We start from the raw sequence: 14,092 nt of genomic DNA on the forward strand, positions 1-14,092 counted from the left end.
CAAAAGGGATCGACCAGAGGGCGTCGGTTCACGAGACTGGGAGGGTGACGACACCGCCGGCCTCTCCCGACGATCTCCGTGCCGTTCTCTTCGACTCGGGCGGCGTGCTGATGCAGCCGATCGGCGGTCACTGGAACCCGCGAGCGGACTTCGAACAGACCGTCCTCGCACATGTCCCTTCGATCACACCGGAACAGTTCTCGGCGGCCATCGACGTGGGCGACCAGTTCTTCGCCACCTCGTCATCGACACCCGACTACGACGAATACCACCGTGTGATGCTCCACCACCTCGACGTGGACCCGACGTCGCAACTTCTCACCGACCTGCGCCGCGAAGTCCCCCCGGCCGTGTACCTGGAGACGTACCCGGACGTCGTGGAAACCCTGGAGGAGCTGAGTCGACGGGGGGTGCGGATGGCCGTGGTGTCCGATGCCTGGCCCGGTTTGCCCGACCTCCACGCCGGACTGGGGATCGGCCGGTTCTTCGAGGCCTATGCGATCTCCGCCGTCCTCGGCTGCAACAAGCCGGACCCACGCATGTACCACCACGCCAGCGCCGCGCTGGGCCTCGCTCCCGCTCGGTGTCTGTTCGTGGATGACGATCCGGACCTGGTCGCCGCGGCGATCCGGCTCGGCTATGAGGGACGTGCGCTGTGCCGGGACTCGGCCGTCTCGGACGTACCTTCCATCACTTCCCTGACCGAACTCCTGCCCTTCTTCTGACACGTCCGGCTCGGCTCTGCCAGGGGTCCGGACCTGTGCTGCCGGGCGGCCGCCGACGGCCCAACCGCTGTGCGGTATCGCCGGCCTGTGGCGCCGAGGGGGGAGTCTGTCTGCGAGCGGCCCCCTGATCAAGCGGCGTGCCGCCGGTCACAACACGGCCACGTGCCCCGCACGGCGCCCGCGCGGGACGCATGATGTCGTGTCAGCACACAGCACTCGGGGGGAACATGCGCACGCGTACGACACTCACGGCGGTGACCGCACTGCTGCTCGCCACGCTCACCGCCTGCGGAGGCACCGAAGCCCATGCGGACCCGCAGGCCTGCAAGAAGGCCCTGTACGACCAGAACAGGGACTCGGTCGCCGCCGGGGACGACGCGACCCCGAGCAAGAAGCCCGCAGCCTGCGACGGCATCGACGACAAGACGCTGCAGCGCCTCGCCGGTGAGGCGATCAGGGAGTACCTGGCGAGCGACGATGCCCAGCAGGCTGTCGACGATGCAGTGGAGGGCGCCATCGACGACGCCCCGTGGGAAGACGTGACCCCGACCCCTGCCGCCTCCGACCTCGGCAAGGAGTTCAACGACGCCAAGAGGAAGCTGGACGACCTGACGAAGGAGACCGGCGACGCCGCGACGCCGTAGTACCGAGCACACGAGCCCTCGGGCCGGCTCTCACCCCGGTCCGGGCGACGGCCCGGCGCTGTTCAGCCTCCTCGCCTCGGAGGCGAGGAGCTCGCCCCCTCGCTCCCGCGCCTCACTAGTCCCCGTACTGTACGTCGGCCGGTGTGGCCGTCAGGCCGGGCGGATCACGCCCTTGACGGCCGACCGACCGGCGAAGAACACCGACTCCTCACGAATGAGCGCTCCCGGCCCCGGGGCGTGAATCATCATGCCGTCGCCGCTCCAGATGCCGACGTGACCGAGGTCGTCGTGGAAGAAGACCAGGTCTCCGACCTGGGCATCAGCGAGCGAGACGTGAACTCCCGCTCCCCACTGGGTCTGGGAGGTACGGGGAAGCGTGACACCGGCGGTCTTCCACGCGGCCTGGGTGAGACCCGGGGCGTCGTACGACCCCGGCCCGACCGCGCCCCATACGCAAGGCCGACCCATCTGCGCACGGGCGAAAGCGATCACCCGCTCGGTCCGGGTGCTGTGGCCTTGGTCCGGCGAGAGCCAGGACCCGCCGTAGGCACCGCTTGCGTACGGGGCGGAGGGGGTTCCACGTGGCGTGGGGATGTCCGGAACGAACGGGGCGGCAGCTACCGACGGCGCGGTGGGGGCGAGTGCGGGGACCTGTCCCGTCGGCACCGGTGGCGCGGGAGCCGTCAGCGCCGACGCGGGGATGCCCGGCAGGCCGGCGCCGTAGGCAGCGGTGCTCACCTCGGCCTGCGGACCGGAGGCGTAGTAGGCGGTGGGATCGGCTGCCGGAGCCGTGGCGTACGGTGCGGTCGCGACGGCCGGCTGCCCGGCGCCGTACATCTCCGCCCCGTTTGCCGGAACATCCGCCCGTTGAGCACCCGCGGTGGAGGCGAGGTCAGCGGGCAGCGCAGTGGTGGGTGCCGGAATCGTGGGCAGCGTGGTGGTGGGTGCCGGAATCGTGGGCAGCGCAGCGGTGGGCTCCGGAACCGTGAGCAGCGCCCCGGCGGACTGCGGGCCGAGCTGCGGTGCGGGCGCCGATGAGGGCTCGTACAGCGGCCACGCCGCCATGTCGGCGTCGAGGGCCGACGGCGCACCCGCTCGCCAGGCGCGCTCGTCCTGCCGGGGCTCGGCCTCCGTCGCCGGTGCGGCACGCCGGTCGGGGAGCTCCGGGAGGAACTCGGTGACCGGCGCCTGAGCTGACCCGCTGGTCAGCTCCAATGCGGCACCGGTGGGTGTCCGGTCGAATGCGGCACCGCTGGATGTCCGGGGCGCTTCGAGGGCGCGGGGTTCCGCGGGACGTTCGGCCTGGCGCACGGGGCGTGCTCCCTGGGGCGCGCGGTCGGGCCCGGCCGGCACTTTCTGGCCCGTGTGCCACGCCGGGACGGTCGGGCCCAGCTTGGCGCGGGCGGCGTCGAACCATTTCCGGGCCAGTGTTCCGCCCGCCGGCTCCGCGTCGCTCTGGGACCGGCCACGGGCGGCCGTGTCTCGCTGGCGGGGGATCGCGGCGGCACGGGTCGCGTTGAAGGTGCCCGTGTCGCTCTCGGCCCGGTCGTAGAGCCGGTCGACGTACCGCCGCACCTCGTCGGGGCTCGGCCCTTCGCTGTCAGTCGCCAACGCGGGCACCAGCCAACTGCGAGAGCCGGGCCACGGCAGTGAGAGCCTCCGGAGCAAGGGAGCCGGCCTTGTCCGGGATGTCGGTCACTCCGTGGTGCGAGGTTCGATCCAGCGCCATGGAAAGGGCACTCCTTCCGTTCCGAGAGCACACCAAACCACCGATGCATCGGTGAGAGTTGTGCACACAGTGACCAACGTAGCCAACTTGTGAGTCTTCCGTGAAGATCGAAGAGCGAAATGCCCGATGTGCCGCTGTGATCTTCGCCCCTCGCTGCGCGAGCCCCGAGGCAATTGAGCTCATTGGCACTGCTTTTGGGGCGTGCGAGGAGAGGGCATCGAGCGGCCCCTGCGCGCTCCGCGCCGTTACCTGATGGTCAGAACAGCCGGCCCTGGCAGCCTCGTCGAGAAGAGTGCTGACCGGGCCCGCTTGTCGTCGCCGACGCCGGTTCATCCCCGAACAGCGGAGCCGTACCGCACTCGTCCAGTTCGGCCGGGATCCGCCCGTCGGCCTCCGGGCGCGGCGGTGCCTCACGGTCGAAGTCGTCCGGAGTCATGCACACCCAGTCGCGGCCGCCTTGCTCACTCACTCGTCGTCACCGCCCCTCCCCCGGGTTCCACTCCCGAAAGCCTTCCGGGACCAAGTGTCGCCCACCCATGATCAGTTCCACCATCGGGTGCCTCTGAACACCAGAGCCCGGGCGACGGAGGCGCACCGATACGGCGGCACTGCCTCCGGCCGTTCACCTGAAAGGGTCAGATCTGCCCTGAGGCCGGGGGCTGGGCGCATATGCGGCTCTCGAGCGGTGAGACATTCGCCATGACCGAACCCTTACCGGCCGGCCCACTTCCCGCTCCCGGCCGCCCGCCCTCCACGCCGGTCGTCTTCACCGCCGACTTCACCTCCACCACCCAGTGGGTGGCGGGTCGTTCGTGGGCCTATCCCGACGGAGGGCCGGTCAACCCCCGCGACGACAAGCTCGATCACCTGGTGGCCGACCCCGCGTACAGCCGCTCCGGCGTCTTCCGTGCCGGGCGACGACAGGACGGCCGGTGGAACACCGGGCTGCTCACCACCGAGGGGAGTGAAGAAGGCTTCACCGTCCGCGCGGGGGATGTGCTGGAAGCCAGGGTGCGGCTGCCGGAGGAGATCGGCGCCTGGCCCGCGATCTGGACCTGGCGCGACGGTGACCAGGAAATCGATGTCTTCGAGTACCACCCGGACAACGCCGACCTGCTCGAATTCACCAACCACGTACGCGGCGCCAACCGCTACCACCGCGACCAGGCGGTCCGCCCGGGCGCATGGGTGAACCTGCGCACCGTCTTCGGCACCCGCTCGGTGGACTGGTGGCTCAACGGCAGACAGGTCTTCACCGACGGGCGAGGCGTGGGCCGCACCTGGCACGCCTACCTCATCGTCAATCTCTCCGTGTGCGCCGGGCGATACCATCCCGCACCGCGACCGGGGACGACCGAGATGTCGTACGAGGTGAGCCGCCTGCTCGTACGACGCCCCACCACAAGCACCGCTCCGACCGGGGCCCCGTCGAAGCGGGCCTGATCAGTCGGCCGCGCGCCACCGGGCGGGACACACGATGGGGCTGCTGACCTGACCCGTATGCCGCCGCGGCGGGCGACGTGCGCGTAGAAGGCCACGGCGGGTCCCTGCTTCCCCTCCATCGCCACGATCAGGGCCTGTGGTTCCGCTGTGCGGTCGGTGCCGTCTTCTTTCCCCTGTGCTTCTCCCGTGCTTGCCCCGGCGGCACGTCGGACTTTTCCACCCTGTCCTCGGCGACCGCATGGGCCGCGGCCCGCTCGGGGATGCCGGCGGTGGTTCCGGGACGGGTGCCGGGCTTCGGCGTGCCGGCGGACGAGCCAACGTCGCGCACGGGGACGGAGTCGTTCAGCGGCCGGCCGGAGTCCGAAGGGCTGCGCGAAGGCCGGGTCGCCGAAGCGGAGGGCGCGTCGTCCTTGTGATCGGCGGTGTCGGGAGGGGTGGTGGGAGCGACCGGATCCGGGGCGGACGGAGCCGCTTCGTCCGCGGCATCGTGCTGTGAGAAGCCGTCGGTGACCGCCAGGCCGGTGGCGAGAAGGGCGGCCAGCGCGGCGGCCACCCCACGGGTGCGCAGGCCGCCGCGTGCGCAGGCGGAGCGGGACGCCTTCAGAGGAAGTCCTGTCGAGGTCCTCGGCCTGCGCAGCGCCTGTGTGGCAGGTGACGCACTCCGGTGCCTACGGTCGGCGGGCTGCGGGACGTCGGGGAGTACGACGCCGAGCGGGGGGCGGGCAGCGGATGCGGCAGGGGCCCCCTGCATCGTTTTGCGGACACGGGCCAGGGCTCGGGCGCAGTCGTGCGCCTCGGGACGGGCATGCTCGTCCCGGCTGGTCATGTCCCGCAGGAGGGTCGCGAAGCCCTCGGGCAGGAAGTCGGGGAGGACGGGCGGGCGGTGCAGACGCGCTACGGCGGACTCCAGCGGGCCGCCGTCGTACTCGAGTCGGCCGGTGAGGCTCTCGAGAAGGACCAGGCCGAGGGCATAGATGTCCGCGGGCCGGCCGACCGGCCTCCCCAGTACCTGCTCCGGGGACAGATAGGCCGCCGTGCCGGTCAGGGTGTCGGGAGCCGTGCGGGTGGTGGCGTCCAGGACCCGGGAGATGCCGAAGTCCGTCAGGTGGGCGCGGCCGGAGGAGTCGAGGAGGATGTTGGACGGTTTGACGTCCCGGTGGACGATCCCCTCCTCGTGGGCATGAGCCAGAGCCTCGGCCAAGGCCTCCCCGAGCGCGGCCGCAGCCTCACACGTCAAGGGGCCTTCGGCGATGCGGGACTTCAGGGTGCGTCCGTCGATCAGCTGCATGACCAGGAAGGCATCGCCGTCGTCGCGTCCGGCGTCGAAGGCGGTCACCAGTCCAGGATGGTGCAGGCGGGCGAGGATGACGGCCTCGCTCCGGAAGGCCTCCTCCGTGTCGAAGCCGGTGTCCGGGCGGAACACCTTCACGGCGATCGGCCGTCGCAGCCGGAGGTCGTGCCCGCGGTACACGTCGGCCGCGCCACCCGAACCGATCAGCGCATCCAGACGGTAGCGGCCCGCCAGTATCCGGGCACAGCCTCGAACAGCCCGGGCGCCCCGCACCTCGCGCAATCCCACCTCGATCTCCCCACTCCGCGCACTCGCATCGCTCGCAGGCCCGCCGTCGACGTGCCGCCCGAACGCGGGTACCCATCCATCCGCCGCTTGCACAACAGTGGGAGTGCCCGCCTCGCCGGTCCCCCGGCCGGACGAGCTTCCTGCCGGGGGTCGGGCAGCGGGGCCGGGACAACACCGGGATCATCACGAGCAGCGATGGTGGTGCGGTGCACGCCCGAACGAGAAGTTCAGTTCAGCGGCTTGTCCAGGACCGCCTTGCGGTGGCTGAACGTCTCGATGGAGTACTTGCCGTGGTAGTTGCCCATGCCGCTCTCCCCCACTCCGCCGAACGGCAGGTCGGAGACGGTGAGGTGGGCGAGTGGCAGACCGTATCCGAGTCCGCCGGAGGAGGTCTCCGCGGCGATCCGGTCGCGCGTCTCGCCGGACTCGCTGAAGACGTACAGCGCGAGGGGCTTGTCGCGGTCGTTGATGAAGTCGATCGCCTCGTCGAGACCGGACACGGTGACGATGGGCAGGATCGGCCCGAAGATCTCCTCCTGCATCACGGGGGACTTCGGGTCGACGTCCGCGAGCACCGTGGGCGCGATGTACTTGCCGGTGCGGTCGCTGCCGCCGCCGGTCACGACACGGCCCGAGTCGAGCAGGGCGGACAGCCGGTCGAAATGCCGCTCGTTGATGATCCGGCCGTACTCCGGAGAGGCGGCCGGATCGGTGCCGTACAGGGCATCGACGGCGCGGACGAGGGCGGTCTCCAGGGCGGCTGCGGTCTCCGGGGTGGTGAGGACGTAGTCGGGGGCCACGCAGGTCTGCCCGGCGTTCATGAACTTGCCGCGGGCCAGCCGGTCGGCGACCACGTCGAGGTCGGTGTCGCTGTCGACGAACACCGGTGACTTGCCGCCGAGTTCCAGGGTGACCGGGGTGAGGTGCTCGCTCGCGGCGCGCATCACGATGCGGCCCACGGTGCCGTTGCCGGTGTAGAAGACGTGGTCGAACCGCTCCGCCAGCAGGGCCGTGGTCTCCGGGACACCGCCCTCGACGACGGCGACCGCGTCGGTGTCGAGGTAGGCCGGGAGGAGCTCGGCCAGCGCGGCCGAGGTGGCCGGGGCCAGCTCGCTCGGCTTGGCCACGACCGCGTTCCCGGAGGCGAGTGCGCCGACCACCGGGGCGAGCAGCAGCTGGGCCGGGTAGTTCCACGGGGCGATGACGAGTACGACGCCGAGCGGGTCGAACCGCGTCCAGGCGGTCGCGTCGGCGCCCAGGTGCGCGGGGGCGGGAGCGGGCTCGGGGCGCAGCCACCCGGCGAGGTGCTCGAGGGTGTGGTCGATCTCCCGGATCGTGAAGTCGATCTCGGTGCGGTAGGCCTCGGTGCTGCCCTTGCCGAGGTCGGCGTGGAGGGCGGCGGCGAGGTCGGAGCCCCGCTCGGTGAGCATCGCCCGCATGCGGCGCAGCTGGCCGGTGCGCCATTCCACGGGCTTGGTGCGTCCGGTGCGGAAGGTGGCGCGCAGCCGGGCCACGACGTCGGCGGGCTGCTCGGGTGTGTGCTGGCTCATGGCGCCTCTCCGGTGGGCGCCGGGTGGTCGCCCGCCCGGCGCGGAATCTCGATCAGATGTATATGCCAACCTTTCTTCTGCTCCTGCGCATCCCGTCGACACGTGTTCGTGACGAGGCTCACGAGCGGGCCGAGTGATCACCGGCACGCGGAGTCACGCCGGGCGTGGTCGGGCCGTACGACCGTCCGTGGCGGCACGGGCGGATTCCGCTGCGGCGCTGCCCGCGATGTGGACCGCCCAGTCCAGGATCTGCACCGCTGCCCCTGCGGCCTCCAGGCCCTGGCAGCGGGCGTGGTGCCTGCGGGCGATGCCGTCGAGGTCGAGATGACGGCCGAAGGCGGGGTGAGCGGCAAGGCGGCGTGCGTAGCGCCACAGGTGCGGATGGCCGGCGAGGCGGTGGACCGCGGCGGCGTCCAGATGCAGACGGTGCACGGTGTCGAGCTGCACCAGGGCGACCCACAGCCGTACGTCGGCGGCGGTCACCTGGTCCCCCAGGACGAACTCCTGATGGGTGAGCCGCCACTCCAGTGAGCCCAGCACGCGCAGCAGGGAGCCGAGAGCGGTGTGCCGTGCCGCGTCGTCGATGCGGGCCTGTCCGGCGACCTGTGCGGCATGGTCGATGCGGTCCGCACAGAGGCGTTCCACGGCCTGGATCTCCTTCTCGGCGTCCTGCGGGTAGAGGAGGGGCCGCCGGTCCCGGGCGTCATCGCCGAAGTGGCGGGCCAGGTCCCGGAGAATGTGCGAGGAGTGCGTGGTGACGATCCGTCCCGTCCAGGTGTCGCTCAGCACCGGTGCCACAGCCGGTCCGGGGTGTCGATGCGAGCTGGCCTCGTACAGGGAGTGCAGCGCGGAGTGTCCACCGTCGGGCCGGTCGGGGACCGCCGGCAACGGGACGACCGGGAGGGTGTCCTCCAGTCCGAGCAGGCTGTGGGTGATGGCGATCTGCAGGCAGTTCGGGCAGGGCAGCGAAAGGTGCAGGCGGTAGCGGCGCGGCACAGCGTGATAGCCACTGTTCGCGTCGCGGCCGATCCTGCTCGGGAACGACCGCGAGGAGGGGAGGGACGGCAGGGTGGTCGGGGGCGTGGACGGCATGTGTCTCCCTGGGTCCGGAGTCCGGCTGCTGGCTCTGGGAGGTGCGTCGGGCGGCGCACGGATGGGCACGCGGGGGCGTGGGCTCACATCCGCACGCGGCGGAGTGCGGTGCCGCTGGACACCCCGGTTTCAGCGCGGAAGGCTCGCGGCGCTGCAGACACGCAGGAGATCGATGTGCCGACGGGAGGTGAGGAGCAGGGAGGACCGGCCGACGCGCAGGGCGCGGTCGGCGGTCGGCTCCAGACGCTCCATCATTTCCTACCCATGCACTAGGGAACTCTCCTTCGGAGTGTCAGGGGCCGCTCCCGCCACGTCAAGAGGGCCGCCCATTGTTCCGTCCGGATGCGGGGCGCAGGGCTCTCCCCCGATCCCGCCGTCGCTCAGGATGCTCAGTCGAGGCAGAACTCGTTGCCCTCGATGTCCTGCATCAGAATGCATGATTCGTTTTCCTCGTCGGCGACCATCGTCCGTACGTGCGCCGCGCCGAGCGCGACCAGTCGTGCGCACTCGGCCTCCAGCGCGGCGAGGCGCTCGTCACCCACGAGTCCCGTGCCGGCTCGCACGTCGAGGTGGACGCGGTTCTTGACGACCTTTCCTTCCGGAACGCGCTGGAAGAGCAGGCGCGGGCCCACACCTGAGGGGTCGCTGCACGCGAAGTACACGACCTGTTCCGTGGGCGGCAGCGAGCGGTGGTACTCCTCCCACGTGGCGAACCCCTGCGGGACCGGCGGAACGACGTACCCCAGCACCTCGCACCAGAAGGCGGCGAGGCGGGCGGGCTCTGCGCAGTCGAAGGTGACCTGGAACTGCTTGATCGATGACATCGGCGCACCATAGCAAGGAACTCGGTTGCCCATCTCCCGGCGTGGGCAGGAAGGTTGAGGAGGGCGCTGCCCTCCGCGTTCCGCAGGACGGACGGGGCCCCGTTCCTGCCGAGCGTGATGCGTGGCCGGCGCCTCAGAGAAGTCCGTGCCGGGGCGGCCGGGTGCCGTTCAGCACGTAACGGCCGATGTGCTGGATCTTCCAGCGGGCCGGATCGTGCAGGGTGTGGGTGCGGGCGTCGCGCCAGTGGCGGTGCAGGCCCAGGGAGTCGAGCGCCGAGCGGGTCCCGGCGACTTCGAAGAGGGCGCTGCCGATCTCCACCGCGGCCTCGGCCGCCGTCACCTTGGCGGTGGCGACCGCGATGGATGCGGCGGCGGCCGAGTCGTCGGTCAGGTCGGCGCGGGCCGCGTCGACCTGACGGGCGGCCTCGCGCAGCAAGGCTTCGGCTGCCCGCTCCCGGACGGCCAGTGCACCGAACCGCTGGATCAGCAGCGGATCCTCCGCCGCGGTGGCGTGCCCTTCGTCGACGCTCTCGAACCAGGGGCGGCTCTTGGTGCGGACGAACTCCACGGCCTCCGCCAGCGCACCGTAGGCGATCCCGACGTCGATGGCAGCGTGCAGCAACTGGGCGACGGCGCCGTGGAGCTGCGGACCGTTGAAGGTGAGGTGATGCGGTACGACACGGTCCGCCGGGACGGGCACCGACTCCAGTCGGACGGTCCCGCTGGCGGTGGTGCGCTGGCCCATGCCGTTCCAGTCGTCGAGGACGGTGAGCCCCGGGGCGTCCCGCGGTACGTACGCAACGTGCAGGGTGTCGTCCTCGGCGCGGGCCAGAACCGGGATCCAGTGGGCGTACAGGGCGCCGGTGGAGTAGTGCTTGACGCCGTCGAGGACGTAGGAACCGTCGGAGCCGGGCGCCAGCCGGGTGCGGATGTCCTGCACGTGCGCCGTCCCGGCCTCGGACTGGGCGTTGCCGAACCGCTTGCCTGCCAGTACCTCACCGAAGAGGAATTCACGTTGCTCGTACGTCCCTTGCCGACGCAGCACGTTGACGTACACGAAGTGGCTCTGCGGGATCTGGGCGAGGCTGGCGTCGGCGCCGGCCAGCACACGGAAGATCTCGGCCAGCGTGCCCGCGCCGACGTCGGCGCCGCCGAACTCGGCCGGGACCGAGACCGCGAGCAGCCCCGAGGCCGAGAGCCGCTCGATCTCGGCGTGCGGAAGACGGCGATGGGCGTCCCGTCCGGCGGCGTCCTTGCGGAACTCGTCGGCGAGTGCGGAGGCGACGGCGAGGGCCTCGGCGTCGTCGGCGATCACATGTGCGGCACTCATCCGGTGGCCGCCAGCAGGGCCGTGCGGCCGCCCAGGGCGGCGGAGAAGTGGTCCGTGACCTGGGTCAGGGCCTCCGACGAGCCGGGGTCGACGGTCAGGGTGCCGTCGTCGCCCACCGTGATGTCCTTGTCGAGAGTGAACCAGCCCGGGACGATGTGCTTCGCACCCATGGAGCTGAGCACGGGGCGCAGCGCGTAGTCGATGGCCAGGACGTGGGCGGTGGAGCCTCCGGTGGCCAGGGGCAGGACCGTCTTGCCGGTCAGTGCGTACTGCGGGAGCAGGTCGAGCAGCGACTTCAGCAGCCCGGAGTAGGCGGCTTTGTAGATGGGGGTGCCGACCACGACCCCGTCCGCCTGTTCGACCAGCGCCGTGGCCCGGACGATCGCCGGGTGCCGGAAGTCGGCGCCGAGCAGGGCCTCGGCGGGCAGGTCGCGGACATCGAGGGGGATCACCTCGTGCCCTTGCGCGAGGAGCCGCTGGTCCAGATGGCGCAGGAGGCGCGCGGTGCGGGAGGTGGCGGAGGGGCTGCCGGAGACGGACAGGATCGTGGCCATGGCAGGACCTTTCAGGAGTACCAGGTGGGCTGCGGCAGGTCGCCGGTGAGGACGTGGCGGCCGACCTCGCGGCGCTTGTAGGCGACGGGGTCGTGCAGGGTGTGCGTGCGGACGTTGCGCCAGAAGCGGTCGAGGCCTTCGCCGGCGGCGGTGGCGCGGGCCCCGGTCACCTCGAAGATGCGGTTCGTGATCTCCAGGGCGACATCGGTGGCCCGGGCCTTGACCGCCGCCACCCGCACCTCGAACTCGCCGCGGGCCTGCTCGGTGACCGCGTCCGGGTCGTCGTGCAGTTTCTGTCCCTCGGCGGCCACGGCGTCGGCCAGGGCCTCGGCGGCCCACAGTTTGGCGGTGAGGTCACCGTAGGTGTCGATGACGTACGGCTCGTCGACGGCTCGTTCGTGGCCGCCGTGCAGCCAGGGGCGGGACTTGGCGCGGGTGTAGGTGGCGGAGGTCTCCAGGGCACCGGCGGCGATGCCCAGGTAGAAGCTGACGAAGACGAGCTGGATCGTGGGCACGTTGAGCGTGTTGTACACCCGGGGCCGGAACCGCTTGCCGACGTATCCGGCGGCGGCCGACCAGGGGACGCGTACGGCGTCGAGGGTGACGCCGCCGCTCTCGGTGAGACGCTGGCCGATGTTGTCCCAGTCGTCGTGGAAGGTCAGGCCCTCGCTGTCGGACGGGACGATGGCGAAGACGTGGTCGTCGGTGCCCTCGAGGACGCCTTCGAGCACGGTGACGTCGGAGACCTTGCTGCCGGTGGAGAAGGACTTGCGTCCGGTGAAGGTGAGCGTGTCCCCCTCGTCGCGCACGACCACGTCGGCGTCGCGCGGGTTGACGGCGCCGCCGAAGAACCAGCGGTTGCGGGCGGCGTCGGCCTCCACCTGCTCCCACTGTTCCCGGGTGCCGACCAGGCGGGCGGCCCAGTTCCACAGGTAGTGGTAGCCGAGCAGCTGGCCGATGGAGCCGTCCGCCTTGGCGACCTCGCGGACGACGCGGTAGGCGGTGGGCCAGTCCTGGCCTCCGCCACCGTGCTCGACGGGGCCGAGGAGGGTGACCAGGCCGGAGTCCTTCAGCAGCCGGACCTCGGCGTGGGGAGTGGCGGCGGCCTTGTCCCGGGATGCCGCGTCGGTGGCGAGGACGGCGGCGACCTCCGTGGCCCGGGCGATCCAGTCCTCGGCGTTCTTCGGGAGGGGCGCGGTCTTCCAGTCGGTGCGTACGGCGGTGCTCATTAACTGTTTCCTTTCGTGTGGGGGCTGTTCAGACGCGGGCGGGGGCGGGCTCCGACTCGGGCTGTTCGGCTTCGAGTTCGCGCACCAGGGGCAGCACTCGCTTGCCGAAGTACTCGACCTCTTCCAGGTAGTGCAGGAAGCCGAGGAGGAACAGGTCGACGCCGAGCCGCTTGTAGGCGACGATCCGCTCGGCGATCTGCTCGGGCGTGCCGATCAGACCTGTACGGAAGCCGTCGTTGTACTGGACGAGGTCCGAGAAGCTCGAGTCCTGCCACATGCCCTTGCCGTCGGCGGTGGACTGCCCGGCCTGCCGGACGGCGTCACGGAAGCCGTGCACGGCCGGCGTGTCCGCCTTGGCGACGATCTCGCGGAGCGTCTCGCGGGCCTCGGCCTCGGTGTCGCGGGCGATGAGGAAGCCGTTGAGCCCGAACTTCGGTGGCGTGCGGCCGGCTTGCGCCGCGGAGGCACGGACGTCGGTGATCTGCTCGGTGACGCCGTCGAAGTCCTTGCCGTTGCTGAAGTACCAGTCGGAGACCCGGCCCGCCATGGCCCGGGCGGCGGTGGAGTTGCCGCCCTGGAAGATCTCCGGGTGCGGACGCTCGGGGGTGTTCAGGGGCTTGGGCTTGAGCGAGAAGTCCCGCAACCGGTAGAAGTCACCGGCGAGTTCGGCGTGGTCCTCGGTCCAGATGCTGCGCAGGGCGGTGATGAACTCCTCGGCCCGGCGATAGCGCTCGTCGTGCTCGAGCCAGGGCTCCCCGAGGGCCGTGAACTCGCCCTTGAACCAGCCGCTGACGACGTTGACGGCGAAGCGGCCGCCCGACAGGTGGTCGGCGGTGGCGCCGAGTTTGGCGAGGACGCCCGGGTGCCACAGGCCCGGGTGGACGGCGGCGATGACCTTGAGCCGCTGGGTGGCGAGGAGCAGGGCGAGGCTGAAGCTGGTCGACTCGTGCTGGTACTCGGCGCCGTAGCTGGCCATGTAGCGGACCTGGCTGAGGGCGTAGTCGAAGCCGTTGTTCTCGGCGAGCACGGCCAGTTCGCGGTTGTACTCGTAACCCCAGTCGGTGCGCTGCTCGATGGTGCTGGTGACCAGGCCGCCACTGACGTTCGGCACCCAGTAGGCGAAGCGTGCGGGGTCGGTTGCGGGGAATTCGGGCATGGGAAACTCCTGGCCTGGCGAAATTCGGTGCGAAAGCATGACGGAGGATCCGGAATTCAGGCACGCGTGAGCGGTACCCCGGGAAGAACTGTCGCCACGAAGGGAAGCGGCCGGGGCCGGAATTCACGGAGAGGAAAAAGGGCAGCGCGAGCGGGAGGGGCTTCCTCGGTGTGCTCAGGCCCGACAGCGACAGCGGGAGCTGCAGACACGCGCGAGGTCGACGTGGCGTCGCCGCGT

Annotated in this window: 15 protein-coding genes; 3 read left to right on the forward strand and 12 right to left on the reverse strand. The window is 71.0% G+C overall.

The annotated features are described in order from the left end of the window. Positions 1–44 precede the first annotated feature (44 nt). Both ACFCXS_RS33805 and ACFCXS_RS33810 read left to right on the forward strand, forming a co-directional pair. Entirely contained in the window at positions 45–725 is a 681-nt protein-coding gene (locus ACFCXS_RS33805; RefSeq protein ID WP_376647181.1) for an HAD family hydrolase, read from the forward strand. A 254-nt stretch (positions 726–979) separates the two neighbouring features. After that, positions 980–1,369 (forward strand): hypothetical protein, encoded by a 390-nt coding sequence (locus ACFCXS_RS33810; RefSeq protein ID WP_376647182.1) that lies wholly within the window; start codon positions 980–982, stop codon positions 1,367–1,369. 150 nt (positions 1,370–1,519) lie between these two features. On the opposite strand, the gene ACFCXS_RS33815 is transcribed toward ACFCXS_RS33810, so the two are convergent. The 3 genes from ACFCXS_RS33815 to ACFCXS_RS33825 all read right to left on the reverse strand — a co-directional run bounded on the left by ACFCXS_RS33815 (position 1,520) and on the right by ACFCXS_RS33825 (position 3,567). Beyond that, positions 1,520–2,980 carry an NlpC/P60 family protein gene (locus tag ACFCXS_RS33815; protein WP_376647183.1) on the reverse strand — a complete coding sequence of 487 codons (1,461 nt, stop codon included), beginning with the start codon at positions 2,978–2,980 and terminating at the stop codon, positions 1,520–1,522. Continuing rightward, positions 2,970–3,098, reverse strand: coding sequence for a hypothetical protein (locus ACFCXS_RS33820; protein WP_376647184.1), 129 nt, complete (start codon positions 3,096–3,098; stop codon positions 2,970–2,972). Before ACFCXS_RS33820 ends, ACFCXS_RS33815 begins: the two co-directional genes overlap by 11 nt. Positions 3,099–3,354: 256 nt before the next feature. Then, positions 3,355–3,567: a hypothetical protein gene (locus ACFCXS_RS33825; RefSeq protein WP_376647185.1), complete on the reverse strand. Its 213-nt coding sequence runs from the start codon at positions 3,565–3,567 to the stop codon at positions 3,355–3,357. 230 nt (positions 3,568–3,797) lie between these two features. On the opposite strand from ACFCXS_RS33825, the gene ACFCXS_RS33830 reads away from it, so the two are divergent. Beyond that, a complete protein-coding gene (locus ACFCXS_RS33830) occupies positions 3,798–4,541 on the forward strand; it encodes a beta-glucanase (protein WP_376647186.1) in 744 nt (247 codons plus the stop codon). Between the two features lie 127 nt (positions 4,542–4,668). Here the strand turns inward: ACFCXS_RS33830 and ACFCXS_RS33835 are convergent, their stop codons facing one another. The 9 genes from ACFCXS_RS33835 to sfnG all read right to left on the reverse strand — a co-directional run bounded on the left by ACFCXS_RS33835 (position 4,669) and on the right by sfnG (position 13,855). Then, entirely contained in the window at positions 4,669–6,120 is a 1,452-nt protein-coding gene (locus ACFCXS_RS33835) for a serine/threonine-protein kinase (RefSeq protein WP_376647187.1), read from the reverse strand. Positions 6,121–6,347: 227 nt separating this feature from the next. Continuing rightward, positions 6,348–7,670 carry an aldehyde dehydrogenase family protein gene (locus ACFCXS_RS33840; RefSeq protein ID WP_376647188.1) on the reverse strand — a complete coding sequence of 441 codons (1,323 nt, stop codon included), beginning with the start codon at positions 7,668–7,670 and terminating at the stop codon, positions 6,348–6,350. Positions 7,671–7,823: 153 nt separating this feature from the next. After that, positions 7,824–8,762 carry a glutathione S-transferase C-terminal domain-containing protein gene (locus tag ACFCXS_RS33845; RefSeq protein WP_376647189.1) on the reverse strand — a complete coding sequence of 313 codons (939 nt, stop codon included), beginning with the start codon at positions 8,760–8,762 and terminating at the stop codon, positions 7,824–7,826. A gap of 129 nt (positions 8,763–8,891) precedes the next feature. Next, complete coding sequence (locus tag ACFCXS_RS33850; RefSeq protein WP_376647190.1) at positions 8,892–9,017, reverse strand: hypothetical protein; 126 nt, start codon at positions 9,015–9,017, stop codon at positions 8,892–8,894. A gap of 134 nt (positions 9,018–9,151) precedes the next feature. Beyond that, positions 9,152–9,586 (reverse strand): VOC family protein, encoded by a 435-nt coding sequence (locus tag ACFCXS_RS33855; RefSeq protein ID WP_376647191.1) that lies wholly within the window; start codon positions 9,584–9,586, stop codon positions 9,152–9,154. Positions 9,587–9,719: 133 nt separating this feature from the next. After that, complete coding sequence (locus ACFCXS_RS33860) at positions 9,720–10,916, reverse strand: SfnB family sulfur acquisition oxidoreductase (protein WP_376647192.1); 1,197 nt, start codon at positions 10,914–10,916, stop codon at positions 9,720–9,722. After that, positions 10,913–11,470, reverse strand: coding sequence for an NADPH-dependent FMN reductase (gene ssuE, locus ACFCXS_RS33865; RefSeq protein WP_376647193.1), 558 nt, complete (start codon positions 11,468–11,470; stop codon positions 10,913–10,915). Before ssuE ends, ACFCXS_RS33860 begins: the two co-directional genes overlap by 4 nt. An 11-nt stretch (positions 11,471–11,481) precedes the next feature. After that, positions 11,482–12,699, reverse strand: coding sequence for an acyl-CoA dehydrogenase family protein (locus tag ACFCXS_RS33870; protein WP_376647194.1), 1,218 nt, complete (start codon positions 12,697–12,699; stop codon positions 11,482–11,484). 28 nt (positions 12,700–12,727) lie between these two features. Continuing rightward, a complete protein-coding gene (gene sfnG / locus ACFCXS_RS33875; protein ID WP_376647195.1) occupies positions 12,728–13,855 on the reverse strand; it encodes a dimethylsulfone monooxygenase SfnG in 1,128 nt (375 codons plus the stop codon). Positions 13,856–14,092 lie beyond the last annotated feature (237 nt).

It is taken from the genome of Streptomyces sp. NPDC056373 (assembly GCF_042262425.1).
Taxonomy (GTDB): Bacteria; Actinomycetota; Actinomycetes; order Streptomycetales; family Streptomycetaceae; genus Streptomyces.